The 22,958-nt window shown below is 49.4% G+C and carries 23 protein-coding genes; 2 read left to right on the top strand and 21 right to left on the bottom strand.

Annotated elements, in window-relative coordinates; translation table 11 throughout:
- Positions 1-38: 38 nt before the first annotated feature.
- From glyS to AC506A_RS00460, 21 genes are all read right to left on the bottom strand, one after another.
- The gene (gene glyS, locus AC506A_RS00560; RefSeq protein ID WP_495459083.1) at positions 39-2,120 is read right to left on the bottom strand and encodes a glycine--tRNA ligase subunit beta; all 2,082 of its coding nucleotides are present in this window, start codon (positions 2,118-2,120) and stop codon (positions 39-41) included.
- A complete protein-coding gene (gene glyQ, locus AC506A_RS00555; RefSeq protein ID WP_495459082.1) occupies positions 2,113-3,000 on the bottom strand; it encodes a glycine--tRNA ligase subunit alpha in 888 nt (295 codons plus the stop codon). The genes glyS and glyQ overlap by 8 nt, the downstream gene beginning before the upstream one ends.
- Before the next feature lie 365 nt (positions 3,001-3,365).
- The gene (locus tag AC506A_RS00550; RefSeq protein ID WP_495459081.1) at positions 3,366-4,757 is read right to left on the bottom strand and encodes an MATE family efflux transporter; all 1,392 of its coding nucleotides are present in this window, start codon (positions 4,755-4,757) and stop codon (positions 3,366-3,368) included.
- A 24-nt stretch (positions 4,758-4,781) separates the two neighbouring features.
- Positions 4,782-5,528 carry a DNA repair protein RecO gene (gene recO / locus AC506A_RS00545; RefSeq protein WP_495459080.1) on the bottom strand — a complete coding sequence of 249 codons (747 nt, stop codon included), beginning with the start codon at positions 5,526-5,528 and terminating at the stop codon, positions 4,782-4,784.
- A gap of 26 nt (positions 5,529-5,554) precedes the next feature.
- Positions 5,555-5,707 (bottom strand): YqzL family protein, encoded by a 153-nt coding sequence (locus AC506A_RS00540; protein WP_495459079.1) that lies wholly within the window; start codon positions 5,705-5,707, stop codon positions 5,555-5,557.
- Positions 5,708-5,822: 115 nt separating this feature from the next.
- Complete coding sequence (era, locus tag AC506A_RS00535; RefSeq protein ID WP_495459078.1) at positions 5,823-6,749, bottom strand: GTPase Era; 927 nt, start codon at positions 6,747-6,749, stop codon at positions 5,823-5,825.
- A 39-nt stretch (positions 6,750-6,788) separates the two neighbouring features.
- Positions 6,789-7,226, bottom strand: a complete 438-nt coding sequence (gene cdd, locus AC506A_RS00530; RefSeq protein WP_495459077.1) for a cytidine deaminase — start codon at positions 7,224-7,226, stop codon at positions 6,789-6,791.
- A gap of 17 nt (positions 7,227-7,243) precedes the next feature.
- A complete protein-coding gene (locus tag AC506A_RS00525; protein ID WP_495459076.1) occupies positions 7,244-7,594 on the bottom strand; it encodes a diacylglycerol kinase family protein in 351 nt (116 codons plus the stop codon).
- Complete coding sequence (gene ybeY, locus AC506A_RS00520) at positions 7,594-8,091, bottom strand: rRNA maturation RNase YbeY (RefSeq protein ID WP_495459075.1); 498 nt, start codon at positions 8,089-8,091, stop codon at positions 7,594-7,596. Before ybeY ends, AC506A_RS00525 begins: the two co-directional genes overlap by 1 nt.
- Positions 8,088-10,346, bottom strand: coding sequence for an HD family phosphohydrolase (locus AC506A_RS00515; RefSeq protein WP_495459074.1), 2,259 nt, complete (start codon positions 10,344-10,346; stop codon positions 8,088-8,090). The genes ybeY and AC506A_RS00515 overlap by 4 nt, the downstream gene beginning before the upstream one ends.
- Before the next feature lie 439 nt (positions 10,347-10,785).
- Positions 10,786-11,793, bottom strand: coding sequence for a PhoH family protein (locus tag AC506A_RS00510; RefSeq protein ID WP_495459073.1), 1,008 nt, complete (start codon positions 11,791-11,793; stop codon positions 10,786-10,788).
- A 6-nt stretch (positions 11,794-11,799) separates the two neighbouring features.
- Entirely contained in the window at positions 11,800-12,993 is a 1,194-nt protein-coding gene (yqfD, locus tag AC506A_RS00505) for a sporulation protein YqfD (protein WP_495459072.1), read from the bottom strand.
- A 12-nt stretch (positions 12,994-13,005) separates the two neighbouring features.
- A complete protein-coding gene (gene yqfC / locus AC506A_RS00500; RefSeq protein WP_090979929.1) occupies positions 13,006-13,284 on the bottom strand; it encodes a sporulation protein YqfC in 279 nt (92 codons plus the stop codon).
- Positions 13,285-13,445: 161 nt separating this feature from the next.
- A complete protein-coding gene (locus tag AC506A_RS00495) occupies positions 13,446-13,955 on the bottom strand; it encodes a hypothetical protein (RefSeq protein WP_495459071.1) in 510 nt (169 codons plus the stop codon).
- Positions 13,956-14,003: 48 nt separating this feature from the next.
- The gene (floA, locus tag AC506A_RS00490; RefSeq protein WP_495459070.1) at positions 14,004-14,999 is read right to left on the bottom strand and encodes a flotillin-like protein FloA; all 996 of its coding nucleotides are present in this window, start codon (positions 14,997-14,999) and stop codon (positions 14,004-14,006) included.
- Positions 15,000-15,017: 18 nt separating this feature from the next.
- On the bottom strand, positions 15,018-16,394 hold the full coding sequence (locus tag AC506A_RS00485; protein ID WP_495459069.1) for an NfeD family protein: 1,377 nt from the start codon (positions 16,392-16,394) through the stop codon (positions 15,018-15,020).
- 76 nt (positions 16,395-16,470) lie between these two features.
- Positions 16,471-17,817 (bottom strand): MATE family efflux transporter, encoded by a 1,347-nt coding sequence (locus AC506A_RS00480; protein ID WP_495459068.1) that lies wholly within the window; start codon positions 17,815-17,817, stop codon positions 16,471-16,473.
- Between the two features lie 142 nt (positions 17,818-17,959).
- Positions 17,960-18,403 (bottom strand): GatB/YqeY domain-containing protein, encoded by a 444-nt coding sequence (locus AC506A_RS00475; protein WP_090979935.1) that lies wholly within the window; start codon positions 18,401-18,403, stop codon positions 17,960-17,962.
- Between the two features lie 15 nt (positions 18,404-18,418).
- A complete protein-coding gene (gene rpsU, locus AC506A_RS00470) occupies positions 18,419-18,592 on the bottom strand; it encodes a 30S ribosomal protein S21 (protein WP_090573672.1) in 174 nt (57 codons plus the stop codon).
- 119 nt (positions 18,593-18,711) lie between these two features.
- Positions 18,712-19,050 (bottom strand): histidine triad nucleotide-binding protein, encoded by a 339-nt coding sequence (locus tag AC506A_RS00465; RefSeq protein WP_495459067.1) that lies wholly within the window; start codon positions 19,048-19,050, stop codon positions 18,712-18,714.
- Between the two features lie 150 nt (positions 19,051-19,200).
- Positions 19,201-19,695, bottom strand: a complete 495-nt coding sequence (locus AC506A_RS00460) for a hypothetical protein (RefSeq protein WP_495459066.1) — start codon at positions 19,693-19,695, stop codon at positions 19,201-19,203.
- Between the two features lie 269 nt (positions 19,696-19,964).
- Between AC506A_RS00460 and AC506A_RS00455 the strand changes: the two genes are divergently transcribed.
- Positions 19,965-21,308: an FAD-dependent oxidoreductase gene (locus AC506A_RS00455; protein ID WP_495459065.1), complete on the top strand. Its 1,344-nt coding sequence runs from the start codon at positions 19,965-19,967 to the stop codon at positions 21,306-21,308.
- 227 nt (positions 21,309-21,535) lie between these two features.
- Complete coding sequence (locus AC506A_RS00450) at positions 21,536-22,954, top strand: spore germination protein (protein WP_495459064.1); 1,419 nt, start codon at positions 21,536-21,538, stop codon at positions 22,952-22,954.
- The last annotated feature ends 4 nt before the right edge of the window (positions 22,955-22,958 follow it).

Genomic DNA, 22,958 nt, shown 5'->3' with positions numbered 1-22,958 from the left:
GTTAGTCCAAGGTAGTGTCTTTTCCTGCGGAAAAACACTTACCAAACAACTTTCGAAAAATCCGCTACTTTCACGACACTGCCAGCAATAGCAGCAAGCGTAGCAAGACGGTTGGCCCGTACAGCTTCGTCCTCAGCCATTACCATGACTTTGTCGAAGTATACGTTGATCGGCGTCTTCAAGCTGGCAAGCTTAGTAATCGCTTCTGCTGTACGTCCTTCTTCCACCTGAACCGCTACGTCATCGCGAACCTCTGACCAAGCACGATACAAGGCGCCTTCGGCTTCGTCCGCGAACAAGCTTTCACTTACTTCTTTAGACGTTGCTTTCGCAGCAAGGTTGCAAACCCGGTTAAGCGAATCAACCACGGCTTTAAACTCATCGCGGCGATCTCCCGCAGCGACAGCCATTACAGCAGCTGCACGGTCAACCGTCTGACGCAAATCATTATAACCAACTGCCATTACCGCATCGACTACATCGTACCGAACGCTCTGCTCCGACAGCACGTTCTTGACGCGGAGGGAGAAAAATTCATACAAGTCTTTACGTATTTCTGCCGCATCACGTTTCAACGAACGAGCAGCATGAACTTCAAGCGATAGATCAAACAGCGTGCTCAGCGGCAGTTTAAGGCCATGAGCAAGCACGATCTGTACGATACCTGCAGCTTGACGGCGCAGTGCATACGGATCTTGCGAACCAGTCGGCAGAATTCCGATGGAGAAACAGCCCACAATGGTATCGATTTTGTCAGCAAGGCTGACCAGTGCTCCGACCAAGGAAGCAGGAGCTCTGTCACCTGCAAAACGCGGCTGGTAATGCTCATTAATCGCTTTAGCGACCGACTCGCTTTCACCGGCTTTACGCGCATAATCCTCACCCATGATGCCTTGCAGCTCAGGGAATTCGTAAACCATTTGCGTCACCAAATCGAATTTACAAATGGCTGCAGTCCGAGCAGCATCTGTTGCGGTTTGGGCATCCGTACTCAGTGCCTGCGACAGCTTCTCGGTAGTCGCTACGATACGAGCGACTTTATCCGCAACTGTGCCAAGTTCTTCATGGTAAACGATCGATTTTAACTTCGCAAGCGCATCGGAGATAGCGAGTTTCTGATCTTCCGCATAGAAGAACTTCGCATCCGATAAACGTGCGCGTAATACTTTCTCGTTACCTTTAGCAACATTTTCAATCGAGGTACGATCGCCGTTACGAACGGTTACGAAGAATGGCAGCAGCTTGCCGTTATCATCCAATACCGGGAAGTAGCGCTGATGCTCGCGCATGGAAGTAATGAGCACTTCCTGTGGAATGTTTAAGAATGACGGATCAAACGTACCGAACAGGACATTCGGATATTCGACGAGGAATACAACTTCCTCGAGCAAATCTTCTTTAATGGCAATGTGCCAGCCCTTCTCGGCGGCAAGTGCATTTATTTGTGCGACGATCAATGTTTCACGCTCAGCCACATCTACAATAACCTGCTGCTCTCTTAGGCGCTCCACATATTGCGAAGGCTCCGCTATAACCGTTTCGTTGCCCAAGAAACGATGGCCGCGAGTCGTTCTGCCGCTCTGAACAGCCGTAATTTCGATCGGAACGATATCCTCGCCAAACAAGGCTACCAGCCAGCGAATCGGACGCACGAATCGAAGATCATAGTTGCCCCAGCGCATGTTTTTCGGGAATGACATCGATGTGATGAGCGAAACCAGACCTTCAGGAAGCACATCGCTCGTGACCGTACCGATGCTGCTCTTGTTCGCATAGATATACTCGACACCCGCAAGCTCCTTAAAGAAGAAATCCTCAGGGGCCACGCCTTGGCTGCGAGCGAAGCCCAGTGCTGCTTTGCTCCATTCGCCTTGCTCGTTCAATGCGATTTTGCGGGAAGGGCCTTTGACTTCTTCACTAACATCCGCCTGCTTCTCTTCTACATCGCGAACAAGGACGGTTAGGCGGCGCGGAGTCGCATAAGCTTCTACTGCACCATGGCTGATTCGGTTCGTTTCAAGCCATTTAGCCATCTTTTCTTTCAATTGATTCATAGCACCGCGGACGAAACGTGCCGGCACCTCTTCTAATCCGATCTCCAGCAGAAGGTCTTTAGCCATTATCGTTCACTCCTTTCTTCAACATTGGGAATCCAAGGCGTTCACGCTCTTCCAGGTAGGTCGCCGCGCATGCACGTGCCAGATTACGAACACGCATAATGTAACCGGTTCGCTCCGTTACGCTGATTGCCCCTCTTGCATCAAGCAAGTTGAATGCATGCGAGCATTTCAGCACATAATCGTAAGCTGGGAAAACAAGCTTATGCTCCATCGTTTTCTTCGCTTCTTCCTCATACATGTTGAACAGCGAGAAAAGCATCGCAGTATCGGAGGTTTCGAACGTGTATTTCGAATGCTCGAACTCCGGCTGCAGGAATACATCGCCATAGGTGACGCCGTCTACCCACTCCAGGTCGAACACATTTTCTTTCTCCTGAATGTATGAAGCAAGACGCTCCATACCATACGTAATTTCAACCGCAACCGGATTGGCATCAATGCCGCCGACTTGTTGGAAATACGTGAACTGTGTAATTTCCATACCGTTCAGCCAAACTTCCCAGCCAAGCCCCCATGCACCAAGTGTCGGCGATTCCCAGTTATCTTCAACGAAACGAATATCATGGTGAAGCGGATCCACGCCAAGGCGCTTCAAGCTTTCCAAATACAGTTCTTGAATATTGTCTGGTGATGGCTTGAGAATTACTTGGAACTGATGATGCTGATAAAGACGATTCGGGTTCTCGCCGTAACGGCCATCTGCCGGCCTTCTGGACGGCTCCACGTACGCAACGTTCCATGGCTCCGGGCCGATCGAACGAAGGAATGTCATCGGGTTCATAGTGCCTGCACCTTTCTCGGTGTCGTATGGCTGAACGAGAATGCAATTTTGCTCCGCCCAGAACTGCTGCAGCGTCAAAATCATGTTTTGAAAGTTCATGTCATTCATCTCCTATCGAATTGTTTGCCATGCCGTGCGTCTGAACGAAACGTATGTAAAGGCATATAAAAAAGCCTTCGCCTCTACGTCTGATGTCAGACATAGGGACGAAAGCTATTACGCTCCCGCGGTTCCACCCTACTTGGCCTTCAAGCGCTAATCCGCATGGATGCTTGAAAACCCTCTTTTCGAAATTGCATAAACTCCGGAGTGCCTTTCATCGCGAACGTCCGACCGGGCTTCCACTGCCCCCGGCTCGCTAAGTCTGACGACTGTACGTGATTACTTTCTCCATCATCGTTCATATTTCATAATATCCTATCTTAGCAATTCTAACCACTCGTGTCAATGAGTAACTCATTCGCCTACAGCGGCACAGCATCACTGTTGTTCCCGCGGCTGCCAAGTTTCACATCTTCACGGAAAGCTTCAGCAAATAACAACTTCTTACGATGCTTGCGCCATCTGAAATAACAGCATGCACCGCGCAGATACTCGTCGCTGATCATTCCGACATAGATCCCATATAGTCCCCAATGCATCGGGATAGCAAGCATATAGGAGACACCGACCGCGATGATCCACATGCTAGGCAATGAATAAGCCATTACCGTTCGGCTGTCTCCTACAGCACCCAGAGACTGACCAAGCGCCATATTCAACATTTTGCCAGGCTGCAGTGCTAAATTGAGCCATAGAAGAGATACTGCCATATCGATAATCCAAGGATCCTTCGTAAACGTGGTAATGATCGATGTTCGGAACAGTAACAGTATAGCCGTATTCGCAAGTACGACGATTACCCCGAAGCCTAACGCTCGATATGCACTATAGTATGCTTGCCTTAGTTTCTTCGCCCCATACAAATGTGCGATTTGAATTTGGGCAGCAAGCGCAAGCGACCAGCCGAATGTAAACGCGAATGACTCCATTGTGTTCATATATGTACGTGCCGCCAGCGGCTGCTCACCCATGGAGGCAATCATGCTGAAAATCACAACTTGCGAGAATGTCCATGAAGCACCGTTCACGCTGATTGGCCAGCCGATCTTAAGCACTTCTTTGAGCAGCTTTGCATGAAAGCGGCCAAATTCACGAACCAAGACCGGCGCTCCAAAGGCATGCCTGAACAAATGCTGCTGGAAGAAGAAGGCCACCGTCCGGCTGATAACCGTCGAAATAGCGACACCCATTAGTCCAAGTTCCGGCAAACCAAATGCCCCAAATATAAACGCGTAGTTCAGCACAACATGCAATACGTTCATACCAAGCGCAATGTACATAGGTGAACGAGTATTGCCGGTATTTCGAACTGCTGTGCTCATGGACAAATTCAGTGCCGTAATCACCATTCCACCGCCGACAATCGACATGTATGTATGCGATAAGCCCTTCAAATTGTCCGGTACATGTAATGCCGTCGTGAATAATGGTGTTCCATAGATGAGTAAAACGCTAATGATACTACCTAGAATTACGGTGATGGATACTGACATAATACCGATTTTGCGTGCTTCGTCCGGCTTGCCCCCGCCTAGCTTCTGTGCGATAAGAATTCCGGCCCCGCTCGTCACAAGTGTGAATAAAATAATAACTGCATTAAAAAACATATTCGATATCCCAACAACAGCGACGGCATCATCCGAAATTCGGCTCACCATAAGGGTGTCTGCTGTACCGAGCATAAATTGCAGCATCATTTCAATCATAATCGGCCATGTCAGCGACCAAATTCTCGGTGTCGTCTGTGCAGCCATATCGAACCTATTCCTCCTGCCTGTTTAAAGCGAGTACCGATCCAACTGATCCAGAAAAGAGCGTGATTTCAGCTGCAGGCTAAGATGCGTGTCCATCAAAGAACGCATGATATGCTTTAATTGCTGCTTGGTCTCGTCCTTTACTTGAATGTTGCCAAGTCTGCGCATATCGAGCTGCCAAAATAATCGCAGCAGCTTAAGCGCGCCTTCGCTGAGCTCGATTGCTGTTGTATCTTTATAACGGCATCTTCCGCAGATAATGCCTCCGCCTCTTACGCTAAGCGCCATGGGGCCGCTTTCGTTGCCGCATGAAATACAAGCGCTGAGATCCGGGGCATATCCGGCTGCCGCCAGAATTTTCATCTCAAAGAGCTGGATCGTAATGAGTAAATCCTTTCCATCGCTGATAGCGGTCAAGCAAGCCTTCAGCTGCTCAAACATGAATGAGCCTAAGTCCTCTTCCTGCAGTGCACGATCTACTAACTCTGCGGCATAAGAAGAATAGGCCGTTTTATCCAGCTGTTCACGCAAAACATGGTGAGATTCAATAATCTCACCATGCGTTAACGTACCCAGGCCGCTGTTACGGAAGAATAGATACTCGCCATACGTAAATAATTGCGCCAGCGATCCATGCCTGCTCTTCAATTTTTTGGCGCCACGCACGACAATCCCGATTTTGCCGTGCGTATTCGTCAGGAGCGTAATAATTTTGTTGCCTTCCCCATAATCAATACTCCGGATGACAATGCCTTCGACTCGGTACTGCATATCGCTTCTCCCCTAACCTGCGCGTCCTAAACGGAGTTGTCCGTTTCGGGCACTGGTTCTCCCTCTTCCTCACTGCCGACAGCTTCGGTTGATACTGCCTGCTCGTCCATCTCCCTGTAAAGCATGAAAGCTTCCACATCCCCGGTCAGCGTAAAATACTTCCACGAAAAGTCTCGCATTCGTATTCATCCTTTCCGCGCTCAGAAATGTTGCTCACGGATTAGGATGCGATGAAGATGATTACGCTATGCCAGACAAATTTCGGACATTTTCCCGAAGAAAGGAAATTGTCGATTAGTCGTTCCTAAAGCCCAAATCCTTCAGTACCCGATCTTGGTTCCGCCAATCCTTCTTCACCTTCACCCACAGCTCCAGAAATACGCGTGAGCCGAGCAAGGTTTCAATGTCGCGGCGTGCTTCTTTACCAACTTGCTTGAGGAGCGTACCTTGCTTACCGATGACGATCCCTTTCTGCGAATCACGCTCGACATAGATGACAGCTCCGATATTTACGACGCCGTTCTCTTGTACTTTCATATTTTCAATGGCAACGGCGATGGAATGTGGAACTTCTTCGCGCGTCAGATGAAGGATTTTCTCACGGATAAGCTCCGCGCATACGAATTGCTCCGGATGATCCGTAATTTGATCGGCAGGATAATATTGCGGTCCTTCCGGCAAGTAGCTGCTGAGCACTTTAAGAAGCGTATTCACATTGTTGCCTTGCAATGCAGAGATCGGAATGATTTCTGCAAAATCATACAAGTCTTTATATTGCACGATAAGCGGCAGCAGAGCTTCCGGCTGAATTTTGTCGATCTTGTTCATGATGAGGAATACCGGCGTCTTCACTTTCTTAAGCGCCTCGATGATGAAGCGATCTCCTCCCCCAAGTCCCTCGGAAGCATCGATGAGGAATAGGGCTGCGTCGACCTCGCCAAGCGTTCCTACAGCCGACTTCACCATGAAGTCACCTAGCTTGGATGTCGGTTTGTGTATACCAGGCGTATCAAGGAATACAATTTGGGAATTGTCCTTCGTGTATACCCCGTGAATTTTGTTCCGCGTAGTTTGCGGTTTGTCTGACATGATGGCGATTTTTTGCCCGATGACCTCGTTAATTAAGGTCGATTTACCGACGTTTGGTCTACCGATAATGGCGACAAACCCGGAATGATATTTCTCCTTGGATCCTTTAGACCCCGACGATGATGAATTCATAAGTTGTAACTTTATCCCCTTTCAGAACGTTGCGCGTTCCTACGCTTTCGTTAATGCATCCGAAGAGAAGGCGCCAGGCAGCAGCTCCGCTACTGTCGATACACGCCAATCTCCCTTCATATTACTCATAATGACAGGCATGTCCGGCGGGCAAAGCTCCACCAGTACTTGTCTGCACACGCCGCAAGGCGTAATCGGCGTATCGGTATCTCCAACGACCGCAATGGCCTCGAACGAGCCAGCTTGATGCCCGTCCGCAATAGCCCGAAACAGTGCCGTACGCTCCGCGCAATTCGTTGGACTATAGGCTGCATTCTCTACGTTACAGCCAAAATGCACGCCGCCTTCGGCATCCAGCAGAGCCGCTCCGACTTGAAAATTCGAATAAGGTACATAAGCCCGACTGCGAGCTTCAATTGCTTGCTGCATCAGCTGCTGCCAAACCGGCGATAATTGTCCGTTTGATGTTGCTGTCATGCTTGAAACTCCTTTCGTTAAGGCCAAAGATGCGGAATAAATACAAACAGGCCGATTATAACGGCCCCAATTGCAGTAACCAGCACACTGCCGGCTGCCGTATCCTTGGCGGCTTTTGCCAGCGGATGCTCGCTCGGACTCGCCAGATCAACGACATGCTCAACTGCCGTATTCATCAGTTCGGCTGCCATCACGACAGCTTGGGCTGCTATAATAGCAACCCATTCCATTCGCGTCAGTCCAACCAGCAGTCCCGCCGCATTAACACCTATAGCGCAAACCACATGAATTTGCATGTTAGCTTGACTGCGAACGGCTGACACGATGCCTGAACCAGCATAATAGAAGCTGCGGAGCAGTCGTTTCATTAACGGGTTAGACCTGCAAGGCGGAGAACGGCTTCCTGCTTCTCCGTCATAACAGCTTCACTCGCTTCGTCCTGATGATCATAGCCAATCAGGTGAAGGAATCCATGCACGAACAGGAATCCGAGCTCTCGCTCCAAGGAATGGCCATATTCTTCACTTTGTAGTTTAGCCCGTTCCGCCGAAATAATAATATCTCCAAGCATCCCTTCAAACGGAACCGTCTCGTTCTCATCCTCCACCTCGTAGATGATCTCAAGCTCTTCGTCTGTTTCCTCCTGCATCGCGAAGGAAAGCACATCTGTCGGACGATCAATATTACGGTATTCCCGGTTCAATTGATGAATTTCTTCATCATCCACGATCGAGAGTGTCACGTCTCCTTCAGTCATACCCTCCGCTTCACCAGCCAGCTGCAACAGCTGTTCCAGCACCCCGATAAAGGATTCCGATATTTCGACTTTCTCTTGATCATTACTCCATTCCAACTTCAAGCTCATGCCAGCCGCTCCTTTGGTTTAACATCTTCCGGATATTCAATGCGCGAGTGGAAAATACCGATAACCGTTTCTTTCAACGTCTGCGCGATCTTCTCCAGTTCTTTGAGCGTAAGATCACATTCGTTAAATTGATCATCGTCCAGTCGGCCTTTAATGATTTTGTGAATCATGGATTCAACCTGTTCTACCGTAGGGCTTCGCAGGCTTCGAACTGCCGCTTCCACACAATCCGCTATGCCGACAATCGCCGCTTCCTTTGACTGCGCTTTGGGCCCTGGATATCTGAAGTCGTCCTCTGTAAAATCAGGCTCAATGCCCGCTTCTTCAGCAATTTTATAAGCCTTGTGATAGAAGTATTTCAGAAAAGTCGTACCATGGTGCTGTTCGGCAATATCGCGGATCGGCTTCGGCAGCTTATGATTGCGAAGCATCTCCACACCGTCACGCGCATGGGCGATAATAATCGATTTACTTAATTTAGGCTCAATGGAATCATGCGGATTTTCATAGTTTGTCTGATTTTCGATAAAATAACTAGGTCGCTTCGTCTTCCCAATATCATGATAGAACGAACCTACCCTGCATAAGAGGCCGTTCGCTCCTATCGATTCTGCCGCGGCTTCCGATAAATTGCCGACCATGACACTATGATGGTATGTACCAGGCGTTTCCGTCAGCAGCTTGCGAAGCAGCGGATGGTTCGGATTGGACAACTCCACAAGTTTCAGAGCAGATAGAATCCCGAACGTCACTTCAAAGAACGGCATCAATCCCACTACCAGTATCGCCGTCAACAGCCCGCTCGCAAACGCAAAAGCGACCGTCATGATGATCTCTGATTTGGGAGGGAGCTCGCCAAGCAATAGTATGGCCAGCACGGAAGCCGAGCCGAACAAGCTCACCATTATACCGGCTTTCAAAATCGTCGATCGCTGGCTGGCGCGATGAATCGCGAAGATCGCGGCGAATGAAATGACAGCCGTCGTAAACCCGTAGTTAAAGTCAAATAACTGACCCGATTCCATATTGAATATAACACTACCCACAATCGCGAACAAAAATGAGCTCACGACTGCCAGCTGGATGTCTAGCAGCAGCACAATCAGCATTGCACCCATTGCAGAAGGCGCTAAGTAGCCGACATAGGGCATCTCCTGCGTTTGTGTTAATTCCACAATGTGCATGGCGAGAATATTCAGCAAGAAGATCAGGAGCAGCATCGACAGCTGAGCATTGCTGTACCTCATATTCGTGGATCCGCTGCTTAAGCCCGCCGCTCTCTCTAGATAACTGTAAATAACGATGAGAAAGAGAACAGAAAGCAGCAGCAACCCAAGCTGCGGCCAATAGGACTTCTTCGTCTGAAGCACACCAATAGAGGAAAGCCGGTCATAGAGTTCCTTCGAGATGACCTCGCCCTTATGAACGATAATGTCACCTTGCTTCACCACGACAGGAGTCGTATTTTCTTTGGCTGCCACTTTCGCGTCGTTGGTTGCCTGCGTATCGAGAAACTTGTTCGGCATGATCGCGTATCTGGCAAGCTCTTGCACGATCTCCCTTGTTTTGCGTTCGGTAAGCGTGCTCGCATTGACAAGCTCCGCTACTTTCGTTCTTGCCGTCTCCGCTTCACGCAGCGAATCACTCATCAGCTTGCGGACAATATTCACGCCGACAAGATGCATATCGCTTAGCTGGATCGCAGAGAGCGAAGGCAGTTTATAATAGGTTTCCTCCGGAATCCGATAAGCCTGCGATTTCACCACTTCTGCCATTGCGTCCAGCAATATATCGTTATAGGTGCCATTTCCTTTGTTATTCTGAACAAATTGATCGACGTAATCCGTATACAGCCGCGGAATTTCGTTGCGATAAATGGACACCTTGTTTTCCAACGTGACTTGGTCGTCCTGATTCAGCTGCTCCATCCGTGCGAAAATCTGCTCCAAGAGCACTTCGCTGCGGAGGGCAACAATCGAATAAATCGGCTCTACACGATCAGCAGCCAGCTCCTGCGCCTGAAGCGTCGCTTTCTCATCCTTAATATCCACCGGCGCTTCAATGTCGCGGTCACTGGCTTTGCCTAGCTCGATATTGTACGTTTTGGGGAGCACGTGAGGGGCAAGAGAGAAATAAAATAGCAAAACAAACAGAAGCAGCAATACCCAGCGAACAGCCGAGCTGTGCTTCCATCCACTCCATCCGGAGGACGACGATGACTTAGACTCATCCGGGTTGGCTTGTTGATTTACCATGGTTGTTATCCTCCTAGAAACTACACATCCCCCTGGATCTCCTTCGTAAGGAGATCCCCAGAGACTCACGTCCCTGGAACCCTAACAGTAAAGAGATCCCCATGGACTCCGTCCCTGGACCCTATATGTACCTTATGGGAATTACTACTTCTTATTTCAACTTCCGATACATCCCCCTAAGTCCCCCTTATCTAAGGGGGACCCCAGGGACTCCGTCCCTGGACCCGGAATGTACCGTGCCAGCCGCCTGGGCCGTCTTCGACCATACTTCGACGTTGGCTCGTTTTCGTCCGCTTAAGCGCGGACACACTTTTCATGCGGCGTCCTTCCCCGGCTTGGTGCCCCGGGTGGAATGTTGCTGCATTCGTGCCGCTAGCGTTACGTTGTGCAAGGAGTCGCTTTGTGACCTGCGATCACAAGGCTTACCTACTGATATGCTTTATGACCTGCGGTCATATGGCTTACTTACCGATTCGTTCGTTTGCACTTCGGCGTCGATGTTGTAGGCAGTTATGATTTTTTGGACGAGGCTGTGACGCACGACGTCCTGTTCAGTAAATAAGATAAAGCCGATCTCCGGGATGTTCGCTAAGATGCGCTGTGCTTCGATGAGTCCTGAGCGCTTGCCGCGCGGCAGGTCGATTTGGGTGACGTCTCCGGTAATGACCATCTTAGCGCCAAAACCAAGCCTCGTCAGAAACATTTTCATTTGCTCCGGTGTCGTGTTCTGTGCTTCGTCCAAAATAATAAATGAATCCTCAAGCGTCCGTCCGCGCATATAGGCGAGCGGCGCCACTTCAATGAGACCTCGCTCAAACGCCTTGGTCGTTTGGTCGGGACCAAGCACATCGTGAAGTGCATCATAGAGCGGCCGCAAATACGGATCAACCTTCTCTTGCAAATCGCCCGGCAGGAATCCGAGATTCTCGCCCGCTTCAACAGCAGGACGCGTCAGCACGATTCGTTTGACCGAGCCTTCCTTTAGTGCCGCCACGGCAAGCACGACTGCCAAATACGTTTTACCCGTACCGGCAGGACCGATACCGAATACGATATCCATCTTTTTAATCGTTTTGACATAATGGCGTTGACCAATCGTTTTTACCCGAATCGGTTTACCGCGAAACGTTGTCGTAATTTCCGCTTTGAAGAGATCAAGCAATTGTTCCGCCTGCATCGTCTTGGAGAGATCCAGGGCGTACGCGATGTCGCGCTCTGTCGGCGAGTATCCGCCTCTTATTAGCTGCTGTAAAACGGTATAAAGCTGTTCAATAGAATCCACTTCGGAAGTTGGCCCCGAAATGACGATTTCCGCATCGCGAGACATAATGTCCGCCGATGTCTGCTGCTGGACTAATCGCAGAAATTTATCCTGCGGTCCAAGCAGCGCAAGTCCTTCCGCTGCGTTGGCAAGTGGAATTTTGGCTACTTTGAATTCATTTTGCAAAAATACTCAATCCCCTTGCATCTGAACTAACGGTCTCTCTATCGCAATCGACTGATCCACCTCAAAAAGCACTTTCATATAAACTTTACCATTCTCCGTCTTTTCATGCAAAATGTTTTCCGCCAGCACCTCTGCATCAGGCCCTACCTTCGCTATTAAATCCGCCCTGGCCTGCTGGATGCCTTCCGCTTTCGCCTCTTCTACGCCAACGGTTTGGTGCTCCATTCGCACTTCCATAATCGTTTCTTTGATTTTTCCAAACGGCAGGTTCATTGTACGCCAAGCTGCCTTCTCCTCCTGCTTGATGCTCTCATACATGGAATAAGGTGGTTTGCCGAACCCGCTCACCTTAAGCGACCTTCCGGCTAGTACGGCATACCAGATGACCTTCTTCTCGCCTGTATAAACCTTCATCGTCCTCTCTAGCGGGGACACAATATCGTACTCATGCCAGACGACTCCCTTCACTATGCCTTTCGCGACCACAGGAGCAGTATTGTTCTCATCCCCCAGCAAACCTGAGATCAGAATATCTCCTTGCTTAACCCTCATATTGCGTTTGACAACCGGCTTCCCTGTTTCTGCTAATATTTTAGTGACTACCGCGTCGGTAGATGCAACGAGATGCCGTGGATTCTGAGGAATTTTAGGCGTTGGTACTGAAGTCTCAACAACCTGTATCGTAATGCGGGTTCCTCGCTTCTCAACGCCGACCCAGGCCGCCCCAGGCAGCTGCTGTGCGAGACGCTTGGACAACACTGAGGCATCGTCCAGCCGGAACGACCACTGAAACGGGTACAGCCCCTCCAGCTTGGCCACCTGAAGAATCTGCTCCTCCGATAGACGGTTATTCCCCTTCACATCAATGGACCAGACGAGTGAGGAGAGCAAGTACATGCCGACGAAGAAAAGGACGAGCCCCGCCGCAAAAAAAACGCGCTTCCTTACACGCATCAGCCAAAACGGCAGTCCTTGTCTTGAAGTGACGTGAATCCGACAGCCTGTCTCTTTCAAAATCGGGCGAAGCCGAAAAAAATCATTGACCTGCAGATAACAAACGAGCTCGCGATCGTTTGTATGGCGAATGGACCACAATTGCAGCCCTTTCGCCAGCGCAGCATTCACAAGCTTTTCTATAGCTCCACCGCGAACGCGAATTGATACAAATCCGCGGAGCCACTGCATCCATGTCGCATTCATTACAATTGCCCCCTATTCTCGTACTTCGATATGTTTAATAACCCCTTCAATAAACACTTCTTCTGTCCAAATCGTACGAATGACCAGCTCGCTGCCCGTCACTTCCAATTCTCCTTTACTGAGCGCAAGCCGCAGCTTGTCACTGGAGAAGTGCAGTACGCCTCGGTGATTCTCGATGTATAATTGGCGGTCGCCGATCATCGTTAATCGTGGCAAATCCATTACGACATCCGGCGGCAGATCCAGCAGATCCGCAGCCATCTTACGCAGTTTGCGATTTAATCGGCGCATGCAGGCAGAAGCCCCCTTCCCGTACTGTACCAAATTATGCGAGAGCAGCCCCAAATATGAGGAATATAGCCTCGTGCACAACGAACAAACACAAAAAAACCGACCCTCCTCAGGTCGGTTTTGCTTTTATTGGTTTATGCGGCTAAATGGTATATCGTCTGTTATTTGCGATGCGGTCGCTTCGAACGCGGTGCACCAAACACTTCCGCCATAATAAATGCACGGCGCAGCTCATCGCCTTGCGGAACGCGGAAGGCATCCGGTTGCTTCTGCTGCTGAAGGGCGGGAGCGGCTTTGGGAAGCGGCGCTCTGTCATACCCGCGAGCCGACTGCACGTTACGCCGCAGAAGATCAGTATCCGCGTACTCAGAGCTAACGCCTTCTTCACCGGTCGTATCGAATTTCGACTTATATACGCCTTGTCGCGGCTCCGGAGGCTGCTCTGCAGGCCGCTGCTGGACTGGACGTCTTTGCGGTTGGGCTGGGCGCCCCTCGATTGGAGGCGCTCCCGGCCGCCTTAGAGGAGGCTCTCCTCCGAACGGCGGCATCTTATTGGTCGTCGGATTTCCTGGCTTATTCGCTCTCATTTTGTTTATGAGCGTAAGCAGGAAACCTAAGAGCACGATAACGACGTAGATGTTGGAAACCAGAAGCTTGATCAGCTCATTCAAACGCTCACCCCCTTCAGAATATCATTGTCATCTAGAATGGGGCAGCGATTAATGTTCTTCTTTATCCGGTGTCGCAGAATCGGTTTTACCAATTGAATTACGCATGCTCGTGTCAGCCTCGATGTTCTTGAAATTCATATAATCGAGCACACCGATTTTGCCTTGCTTCAACGCTTCAGCCATAGCAAGCGGTACTTGGGATTCTGATTCCACAACGAGTGCACGCATCTCAACTACGCGCGCTTTCATTTCTTGTTCATGTGCAACCGCCATCGCTCTGCGCTCCTCGGCTTTCGCCTGTGCGATACGTTTGTCAGCTTCCGCCTGCTCGGTTTGCAAATGAGCGCCGATATTCTTGCCTACATCAACGTCCGCGATATCGATGGACAAGATTTCGAATGCGGTTCCGGCATCTAGGCCTTTGCCAAGTACAGTACGCGAGATCAAATCCGGATTCTCAAGCACATCTTTATGAGAGTCGGAGGAACCGACTGTCGTTACAATCCCTTCGCCGACACGAGCAATGATCGTTTCTTCTCCGGCTCCGCCGACCAGTCGCTCAATGTTCGCACGGACCGTAACACGCGCTTTAACCTTAACTTCAATCCCATTCTTCGCAACCGCTGCTACTGTCGGCGTCTCGATAACACGCGGGTTAACGCTCATTTGAACAGCTTGCAGGACATCTCGACCTGCCAGGTCAATCGCCGCAGCACGTTCAAATTCAAGTTCGATGTTAGCGCGCTGCGCAGCAATCAACGAGTTAACGACACGGTCAACATTACCGCCCGCCAGAAAGTGGCTTTCCAATTGATTGATGTTAAGACCAAGACCTGCTTTAGTCGCTTTAATTAACGGATTGACGATTCGACTCGGAACAACACGGCGCAAGCGCATCGCAACGAGCGTAATGATTCCGACCCGCACGCCTGAAGCAAGCGCAGAAATCCAGAGCATAATTGGGAAGAAGGTTAGAAATACGGATAATGCGATAACCGCTAGTACTACAATAATTACAATCGTTACAGTTGGATCGACTGCCATGTAAACCCCTCCAATTAATTAATTCTTCTCATCAAGTTGTACAACTACGACTCGTGCACCTTCGACTTTAATAACCTTGACATCGGCACCGGAAGGAATAAATTCTCCTGAAGTGACGACGTCTATCCGGTTATCGCCAATCCGAACGGTTCCTGCAGGGCGCAGCGGTGTCAGCGTCTTGCCATTCATCCCAAGATACGATACTTTGCTTGCTGTTGAGACATACCCTTCGGCCGTCGTCAACTGATCGCGAAGAATGAATTTATTCCATATTCCGCGATGCGCAAATCGTTTGGCAATGAAATACACGATAATACCTGCTGCGATGACAGCCACAATGAGTGATAAACCGGCTGACTTCGGATTCGGCGCTGCCATCAGTACACTGGCAATTAACGATATGGAACCAAGTATGCCCAGTATGCCGAAGCTTGGTACGAACAGTTCAGATACGAGCAGCAAGATCCCGATGATAAACAGGATCACATCCTCAAGCCCCGCAAAGCCAACAATATAATGGCCAAAGAAATACAATCCGAAGCCGACGACTCCAATGATACCCGGTGCTCCGAACCCCGGCATCATAAGCTCGATCGTAACGCCTGCTATTCCGATAATCAGCAGCAGCGTCATAACAATTGGAAGGGTTAAGAATTGTCCGACCCGCTCCAGTACACTAACCTCGTAATTGACAATGTTCGGCTGCTGCAGGTTCAACTTCGCGATCGCGTCGTCCACCGTCTCCGCTGTATACTCCGTATAGCCTACTTTAAGCGCATCCCCGGCTGATAACGTAAGAATATCGCCTTTGGCTTTCGTGCGCCCGAGAGCGCTCAATTCAAGCTCCAGATTCGGGTTCACCATCGCAGCTGCAATATTAGGATCGCGATCATTCAGCAATGCTGCCGCTTTCATCTCTTCTGTCCAGAAGGAAAGCGTCTTCGGATTCGTGATCAGCTCGCCTGATCCATCAACAACGGCTGCCGCACCAATCGTGCTGCCGGGCTGCATGATAATCTGGTCTGCGTTTAGTGCAATGTAAGTCCCTGCAGAAACGGCTTTGCCCTGAACATATACCGTTGTCGGCACCTTACTCGTTCTAATAAGTTCTCCGATCTCAAGAGCACTGTCCAGCCGCCCTCCAAGGGTATTAAGAACGAGCAGCATGCGTTTAGCCTTTGCATCATCAGCTTCTTGATAAGCCCGCTCCAGTGTTTTCTGCAAGCCGGATTCAACGGTCTGCTTCACTTTCATGACGTAAATGGTTGAGCCTACTGATGCGCTGTTCGAATCACCTTTCGCGGCGAAGGCCGGAATAGCCATCGCCACGATATATAGCAGCGCCATCAGAGCAGGCAGCACCATTTTCAATCTCCACCTATGGGCTTGCTGCACGCCAGTCCCTCCTTGTACATTAACAAGCTTATTACCTAGTTAATGTTACGTTCATAACACCGATTCGTTTCAGTTATTAATGGCTGGCTTCCTTCAGTCGAACGGCTGTCCAATCTGTTCGATAGAATCTCACCATCACGGCTATACCGAACACCATGAGGAATGCGTAAAGCGCGAGCCACGCCCCCATACTGCCCCAATGAAAGACGAAGATGAACACATAAGCAAGCGGAACGAAAATGAACCAACTTACGACGAATGATATGCGAAGCAGGAAGGTTGTATCTCCGATTCCTCGCAAACCACCTGCATAGAAGTTCAGAAGCCCGTCAAAAATCTGCAGGAATGCAGACACCTGAATCAAATACGCAGCAAGCTTATATACCTCTGGATCATTTGTGTAGAGATGCGTAATTTGTTTGGCGAAAATAAATTCAACCGTACCGAGCAAAATAAGAAAGATCGAGCCTAATATCGCCGTATCGGTACCGACTCGGCGTCCTTTGAGCGGCGTGCCTTTGCCTACATGCTGTCCGACAAGAATTGTCGCGGTCGAGCCGAAAGCAAATGCAGGCATGAAACCAAAGGACATGATGCTTAAAGCCACTTCGTTGGCAGCCAGCGCATGATCGCCGAGCCTTGCCACGAAAGCGGTAAAGATGTACATCGAGATGCTTAGTGAAAATTCTTGGATGCCGAGTTTTCCGCTTTCGGTCATTAGAAGTTTCATTTCGATCCACTGGATCGCGAAAGCAATCCGGCTGCGGGTATGATATTTCTTATGCAGCACAACGAAGAAGATAAAGACACAAATAAGCGTTTGCAAGCCTTCACCGATTAATATGGCAATTCCGGCTCCTGTTAATCCGAGATCAGGCATCCCCCAATGGCCGAAGGTCAATGTGTACGTGAGCAAAATAATCGGAACATTGACGAGAAGCGAAACGACCATGGACAATTTAGTTGCACCTATTCCGCGTAGAAAACCGTGGAACGCGAAATTGACAATACCGAAGGACATGCCATAAAACCGCAGTTCCAAATAGAAATCACCGGTTTCGACCAGTTCCTTCGAGCCGCCCGTCCAGCGCAAAATATCATCTGCACCGATCCAACCGACTACAGCAATCAGCAGCGCAAAAATGAGACACATATACATGGCAATGTATGTTCGCTGAATGCCTTTTTTCATATCACCTGCGCCGTGATTCTGAGCGACTAAATAATTGACGGTGTGTCCGATACCGGAGAAGAGCGCAAAAGCGTTGTACATGATGATGTTGGACACGCCTACAATAGCAATGATCAGAGCGCCAAGCTGTCCAACCAAAATTAAGTTGATGGTACCGGTCATCGTCATACTTGCAAAAGAGACAAGCGATGGAATGGCTAGCAATAGAATTTCTTTCCAATTACGCAACATGCTGCTGTATGCCTCGTTTCAATAGGTTAGCCTTAATTTTCATCTAGTTTGGGCAAATGGTCAATAGGTCTTGATTGGAGTAAGGCCGGATATAACGAAAAAACACTCCCCCTAAGGGGAGTGTTTGGCTGTCAGCCTATGTTTATTGCAGAAATTGCTGCACAAATGTGTTTACTAGTTTACCATCAGCACGCCCTTTTGTTTTAGGCAAAAGTGCGCTCATGACTTTCCCCATCTCGGCTTTGGAAGAAGCACCGGTTTCCTGGATGGTCTGCTGAACAATCAACTTGATCTCTTCTTCGGTCAGCTGCTGAGGCAGGTATACACTAATAATTTCAATTTCTGCTGCGACATCTTTCGTGAGATCGTCGCGGCCGGCTTTCTGAAATTCTTGGAGGGAATCTTTACGTTGTTTGATCTCACGACTTAAGATATCAAGCACTTCCGCGTCTTCGAGTGGACGTTTCAAGTCGATCTCCAAATTCTTGATAGATGCTCGTATCATTCGAATTGTAGTGAGCTTGAATTTCTCCTGACTCTTCATCGCTTGCTTCATATCGTCGTTTAATCGTTCGCTAAGGTTCATTGTGGAAGGATCCTCCTAAAACTTTCTCTTACGCGCAGCCTCGGACTTCAACTTACGCTTGACACTAGGCTTCTCATAATGCTTGCGTTTCTTCACCTCGGCCAATACGCCATCCTTTGCGATGGTACGTTTGAAGCGGCGGAGTGCAGCATCGATCGTCTCGTTTTTGCGAACTTTTGTTTCAGACACCAGTTTTCCCTCCCTCCGAATCAGACCGTCCAGTAAAAGTTAACACGGTTCATCAAACTAAATTATATGTTATAAGGAAAGGCAGTGTCAACTTGAAAGACTATGCTATTTTTATACACTTAACCCAGCGGCTTTAATTTCTCTCCTCCGAGCAGGTGAAGATGCAGGTGAAATACGATTTGTCCGCTGTCGCTGTTACAGTTATTGACAAGTCTGTAGCCGGATTCCGCTACCCCCAGCTCCTTCGCAAGTTGACGTGCAACCATGAATAATTCCGCCATTACTGCGTCATCCGCATCCGTAACGTCATTCATCGTCGGGATATGTTTCTTCGGAATGATTAGTGTATGTACCGGGGCTTGCGGTTGAATGTCGTGGAAAGCAAGTATGCGTTCATTCTCGAACACTTTGTTTGAAGGAATGGTTCCTTCTATAATCTTGCAAAATATACAGTCCATGACTCTGCTCCTTTTCACGAGTTTTCAATTCTTCGTTCATCATAGCGAAAAACCAAGGGCAAGTCCAATCCAGAATAGGGCTGTTGAACGTGCAAAAAGCCAGCGCCCAGTGGAACGCCGGCTCTAGCAGAAACTGAGTAATACCCACGTTTACCAATAATACGGAAGCAGCGATAAGCCAAGCAGTGCCCCAAGCGGAAACACTTGTCGAACAAACCGGCGACGCGGGAAGAATCCGCCTCCTGGGAAGAAACCGCCACCGGGAAAGAAACCTCCTCCACCTGGGAAGAATGCACGATCCATATGCGGTCCGCAGTAGGGAACGGCAATGCAGACGCACTCGTCGTCGATATGCTCAACGATACCATCGCAGCACCAGCCGTCATGTGTCTGCACAAATACATAACGGTGCATATGATCTTGACACATTTTTTTCATTTCATGCTTTTCCATCGGTTTATTGTCGTGTTTTGCCGGCATTACAGCCGTTGATTGCTTGGGCATCGGCTGATTAGGCATCGGCATATTAGGCATAGATTTGTTAGGCATCGATTTGTTTGACATCGATTTGTTAGGCATCGATTTGTTTGACATCGGCTGGTTCGGCGTTTTCCCAACCGGCGACGTTGAAACCTTCTTTTCCATGCGAATCATGACCTCCTTCATTCTCCTACCATGATATTCGCCCGTAGGCAAATGGCGCCTGTGCATGCTAAAAATGGGCTTTTGTCGCATAGAAAACCGATGCCGATTCGGCAAGTCTATCAGTCAGAAATGAGATAGATTGGCCTCAATCAAGCGGCGTATAATGTACAAGGACATAAGTTGCCAAGGGATGGATTGGACGAGCTGCTCGTCACGCTGCAGACATGCATACAAGAACCCGGCCGCTTGTCACTAGGAGGAGATCGGAAATGAATGTTGCCATCATCGGCGGCGGACTTGCGGGATTGACCGCTGCCGCATACTTGTCAGAGCAGCCCGGCGTCAAAGGTGTTCTATTCGAGCGGAGTCCGCAGCTTGGCGGACGTGCTTTCACGTATGAGAAGGCCGGCTTCACGCTAAATTATGGGGCACATGCGATTTATGGCTTGGATCGGCATACACTGTCGGTTATGGAACGCGAGCTGAATTTAGATTTCAGCAGCAAACAAGTAGACAAACGCAAAGTCATGTATGAGAAAGGCGAGCATTTGACCCCTGCTCCGCTGGATTTTGTTAATTTAGTAAAAACAGATTTATTAACCACCATGCAGAAGGTCCGATTCGTCGGTGAGATTACAGCAATTATGGCGAATATTCACCAAATCAAGCATTATGCGACGCTTGGCGATTATTTAGCAGAATCAGGTGCCGCTGAGGATGTCAAAGAACTGTGGGAACATCTCGTGTGCAGCAACTTCTTCATCACGCCGGAAGATGCGCGCCGAGTACCGGGTACCGTCATTAGCGATTATTATCATAATTTGTTTCTATCCCATCGACCTGTGAACTACGTACTGGGCAGCTGGGCGGTTATTACGAATCAGCTTCGGGACAAAATCAATGCATCCGAACGCTGGTCGATCGCGCTTCAGGAAGGCGTTGACGGCATCCGTTATGAGCAGGGCAAATACGTGCTGAAAACAAAAGCGCGCGAAGAAACCTTCGATCGCGTCGTATTCGCGATGCCGATTCAGCAGGTCGTCAAGCTGCTGCGCGGAACGCCTTGGGAGCCATTCATGGCTCCTTACGAGCTGAATACGGCAACCGAAGTGATGGTCTACGACATTGGATTGAGCCATGTCGTAGCGAGGCCGTTCAGCTATATTAGCGATATGAACCACAAGCTGTTTATTTCCGATGTGTCGGCCACAGATCACACCCTCGTACCTGAAGGCGGGCAGTTGCTGCAGGGCATCGCCTACTTAAGCAATGAGAGCAGCAGCGATGAAGATCGCAAAGCATACTTGGAAGAGCGCACGCAGCAGATGGAATCCTTATTCGATCGCCATTATCCAAACTGGCGGGATGCAGTCGCTGTGAAACGGGTATCGAAGAAAGCGATGGTACAAAGCGTGAAGAACATTGCGGGCAATCGGCTAGTGCCAAACCGGATTGAGAGCATGCCGTTCTATTTCTGCGGTGATGGCTGTGAAGGCAAAGGCGAGCTGGCCGAGCGTGCTTTCTCAAGCGGAAGACGGGTGGCGGAGCAGCTTGCTGCGGAGTTATCGCACGTGCAGGATACGAAGCTAAGAAGACATGCTGTGGAGCTGTAGAACGGCGTATAGGCGTTGCTAGAGCGACATAGGATGGATAAATGAGATGAATACTGTCGTGTCATTGTAAGGAGCTGAGAACGGTTATTCCGTTCTCGGCTTTTTTGATATGGCGGAAGTATCGTTCTGCTCGGTTTCAGTGGGCAGTACTACTATTTTTGGATGAAAACGCCAATAATGGCACATACTCAAATGGATTATTCGAGCTATGTGGAGGAATTGTGGCGATGGCTAATCATGCTGCTTTGCCGACTTCTACTGACTTGGAGTCGAATATCCGCGGTTTAACCGATGTTTTCAAGGCTCCCGGCGATATTTACAGCAGAGAATTTCGGCTGCAGGAAATCAAAGGCTGCATCCTCTACCATATTGCCTACACCGACCGAGAGCTCCTGCAAACGAGCGTACTAAAACCGCTTCAGCGCGCGACTGAGAATCGTCTCGAAGACGTGCTCCCAATATTAGATCTCAAACGTGTGAACGACTTCCATTCCGCTGCAGAGGGAATGATGCAGGGCAAATGTGCGATTTTGCTGGATCAAAGCACGGAGATCATGCTAGTGGATGTCAGCATCCAACTGACGGAACATGCTGCCGAACCGCAAAACGAACAAACGATCCGCGGCTCTCACGATGGATTTGTCGACGATTTGACAATCAACTCACAACTTATTCGCAAACGGTTATCCTCGGCTGATCTTGTTGAACGAAATTATGTGTTGGGTAAGAAAAGCTCGCTGAATGTATCGCTCCTTTACCTTCAAGACATGGCCGACCCCAACGTGGTAGCGCAAATCGCGGCCAAAATTGAAGGAATATCCGTCGATTTCATGAAATCGGCCGGTCTGATCACTGAATTGATGGAGAGCAGCGCATTGTCTTTTTTCCCTCAAACCTTATACTCCGAACGGCCCGATACGACCGTATCCCATCTGATGGAAGGAAGAATCGTGCTGCTAATAGACGGCAATGCGATGGCGGTTATACTTCCGGTCACCTTTTTTATGTTTTTTCAAGTATCGGACGATTTTATAGCGAGATGGTGGAATGGGACATTCTTCCGGTTACTCCGCTACCTAAGCATGTTGCTGACCGTCGCAATGCCTTCGATCTATATTGCGATCGTCTCCAATCATTTCGAAGTACTGCCGATTGATCTCGTATTCTCTTTAAAGGCATCGCTCGAAAATATACCGTTCGATCCATTGATCGAAGCGCTATTCATGATTACGGTGCTGGAGCTGCTCCAAGAAGCGGCTCTTCGGCTGCCCAAATCGATTGCCTCCACGTTATCGATCGTAGGCGGCTTAGTTATCGGAACGGAAGTAGTCAATGCAAACCTGGTCTCCACTACCATGATCGTCGTGATCGCGCTTACCGCCGTCGCCTCCTTCAGCGTGCCTTCACATGAAATGAGGCTTGCGCTTCGGCTTATCAGTATTCCAATCATGTTCGCTTCCGCCATGCTTGGCTTTGTAGGAATCGCGTTAAGCTTCAGTCTGCTGTTCATGCATCTAACGAAACTCGAATCGTACGGCGTCCCTTATTTCTATCCGTTTGCACCTCTAGAGCCCCGGCGTCTACTGCCCGCGCTTATTCAGCTGCCTGCACGGATATTCGGCAATAAGACGTCCAAGCAGGAGTGAATCA

The organism is Paenibacillus sp. N22P23, from assembly GCF_059383735.1.
This window is presented reverse-complemented; position numbering and strand designations above follow the sequence as displayed.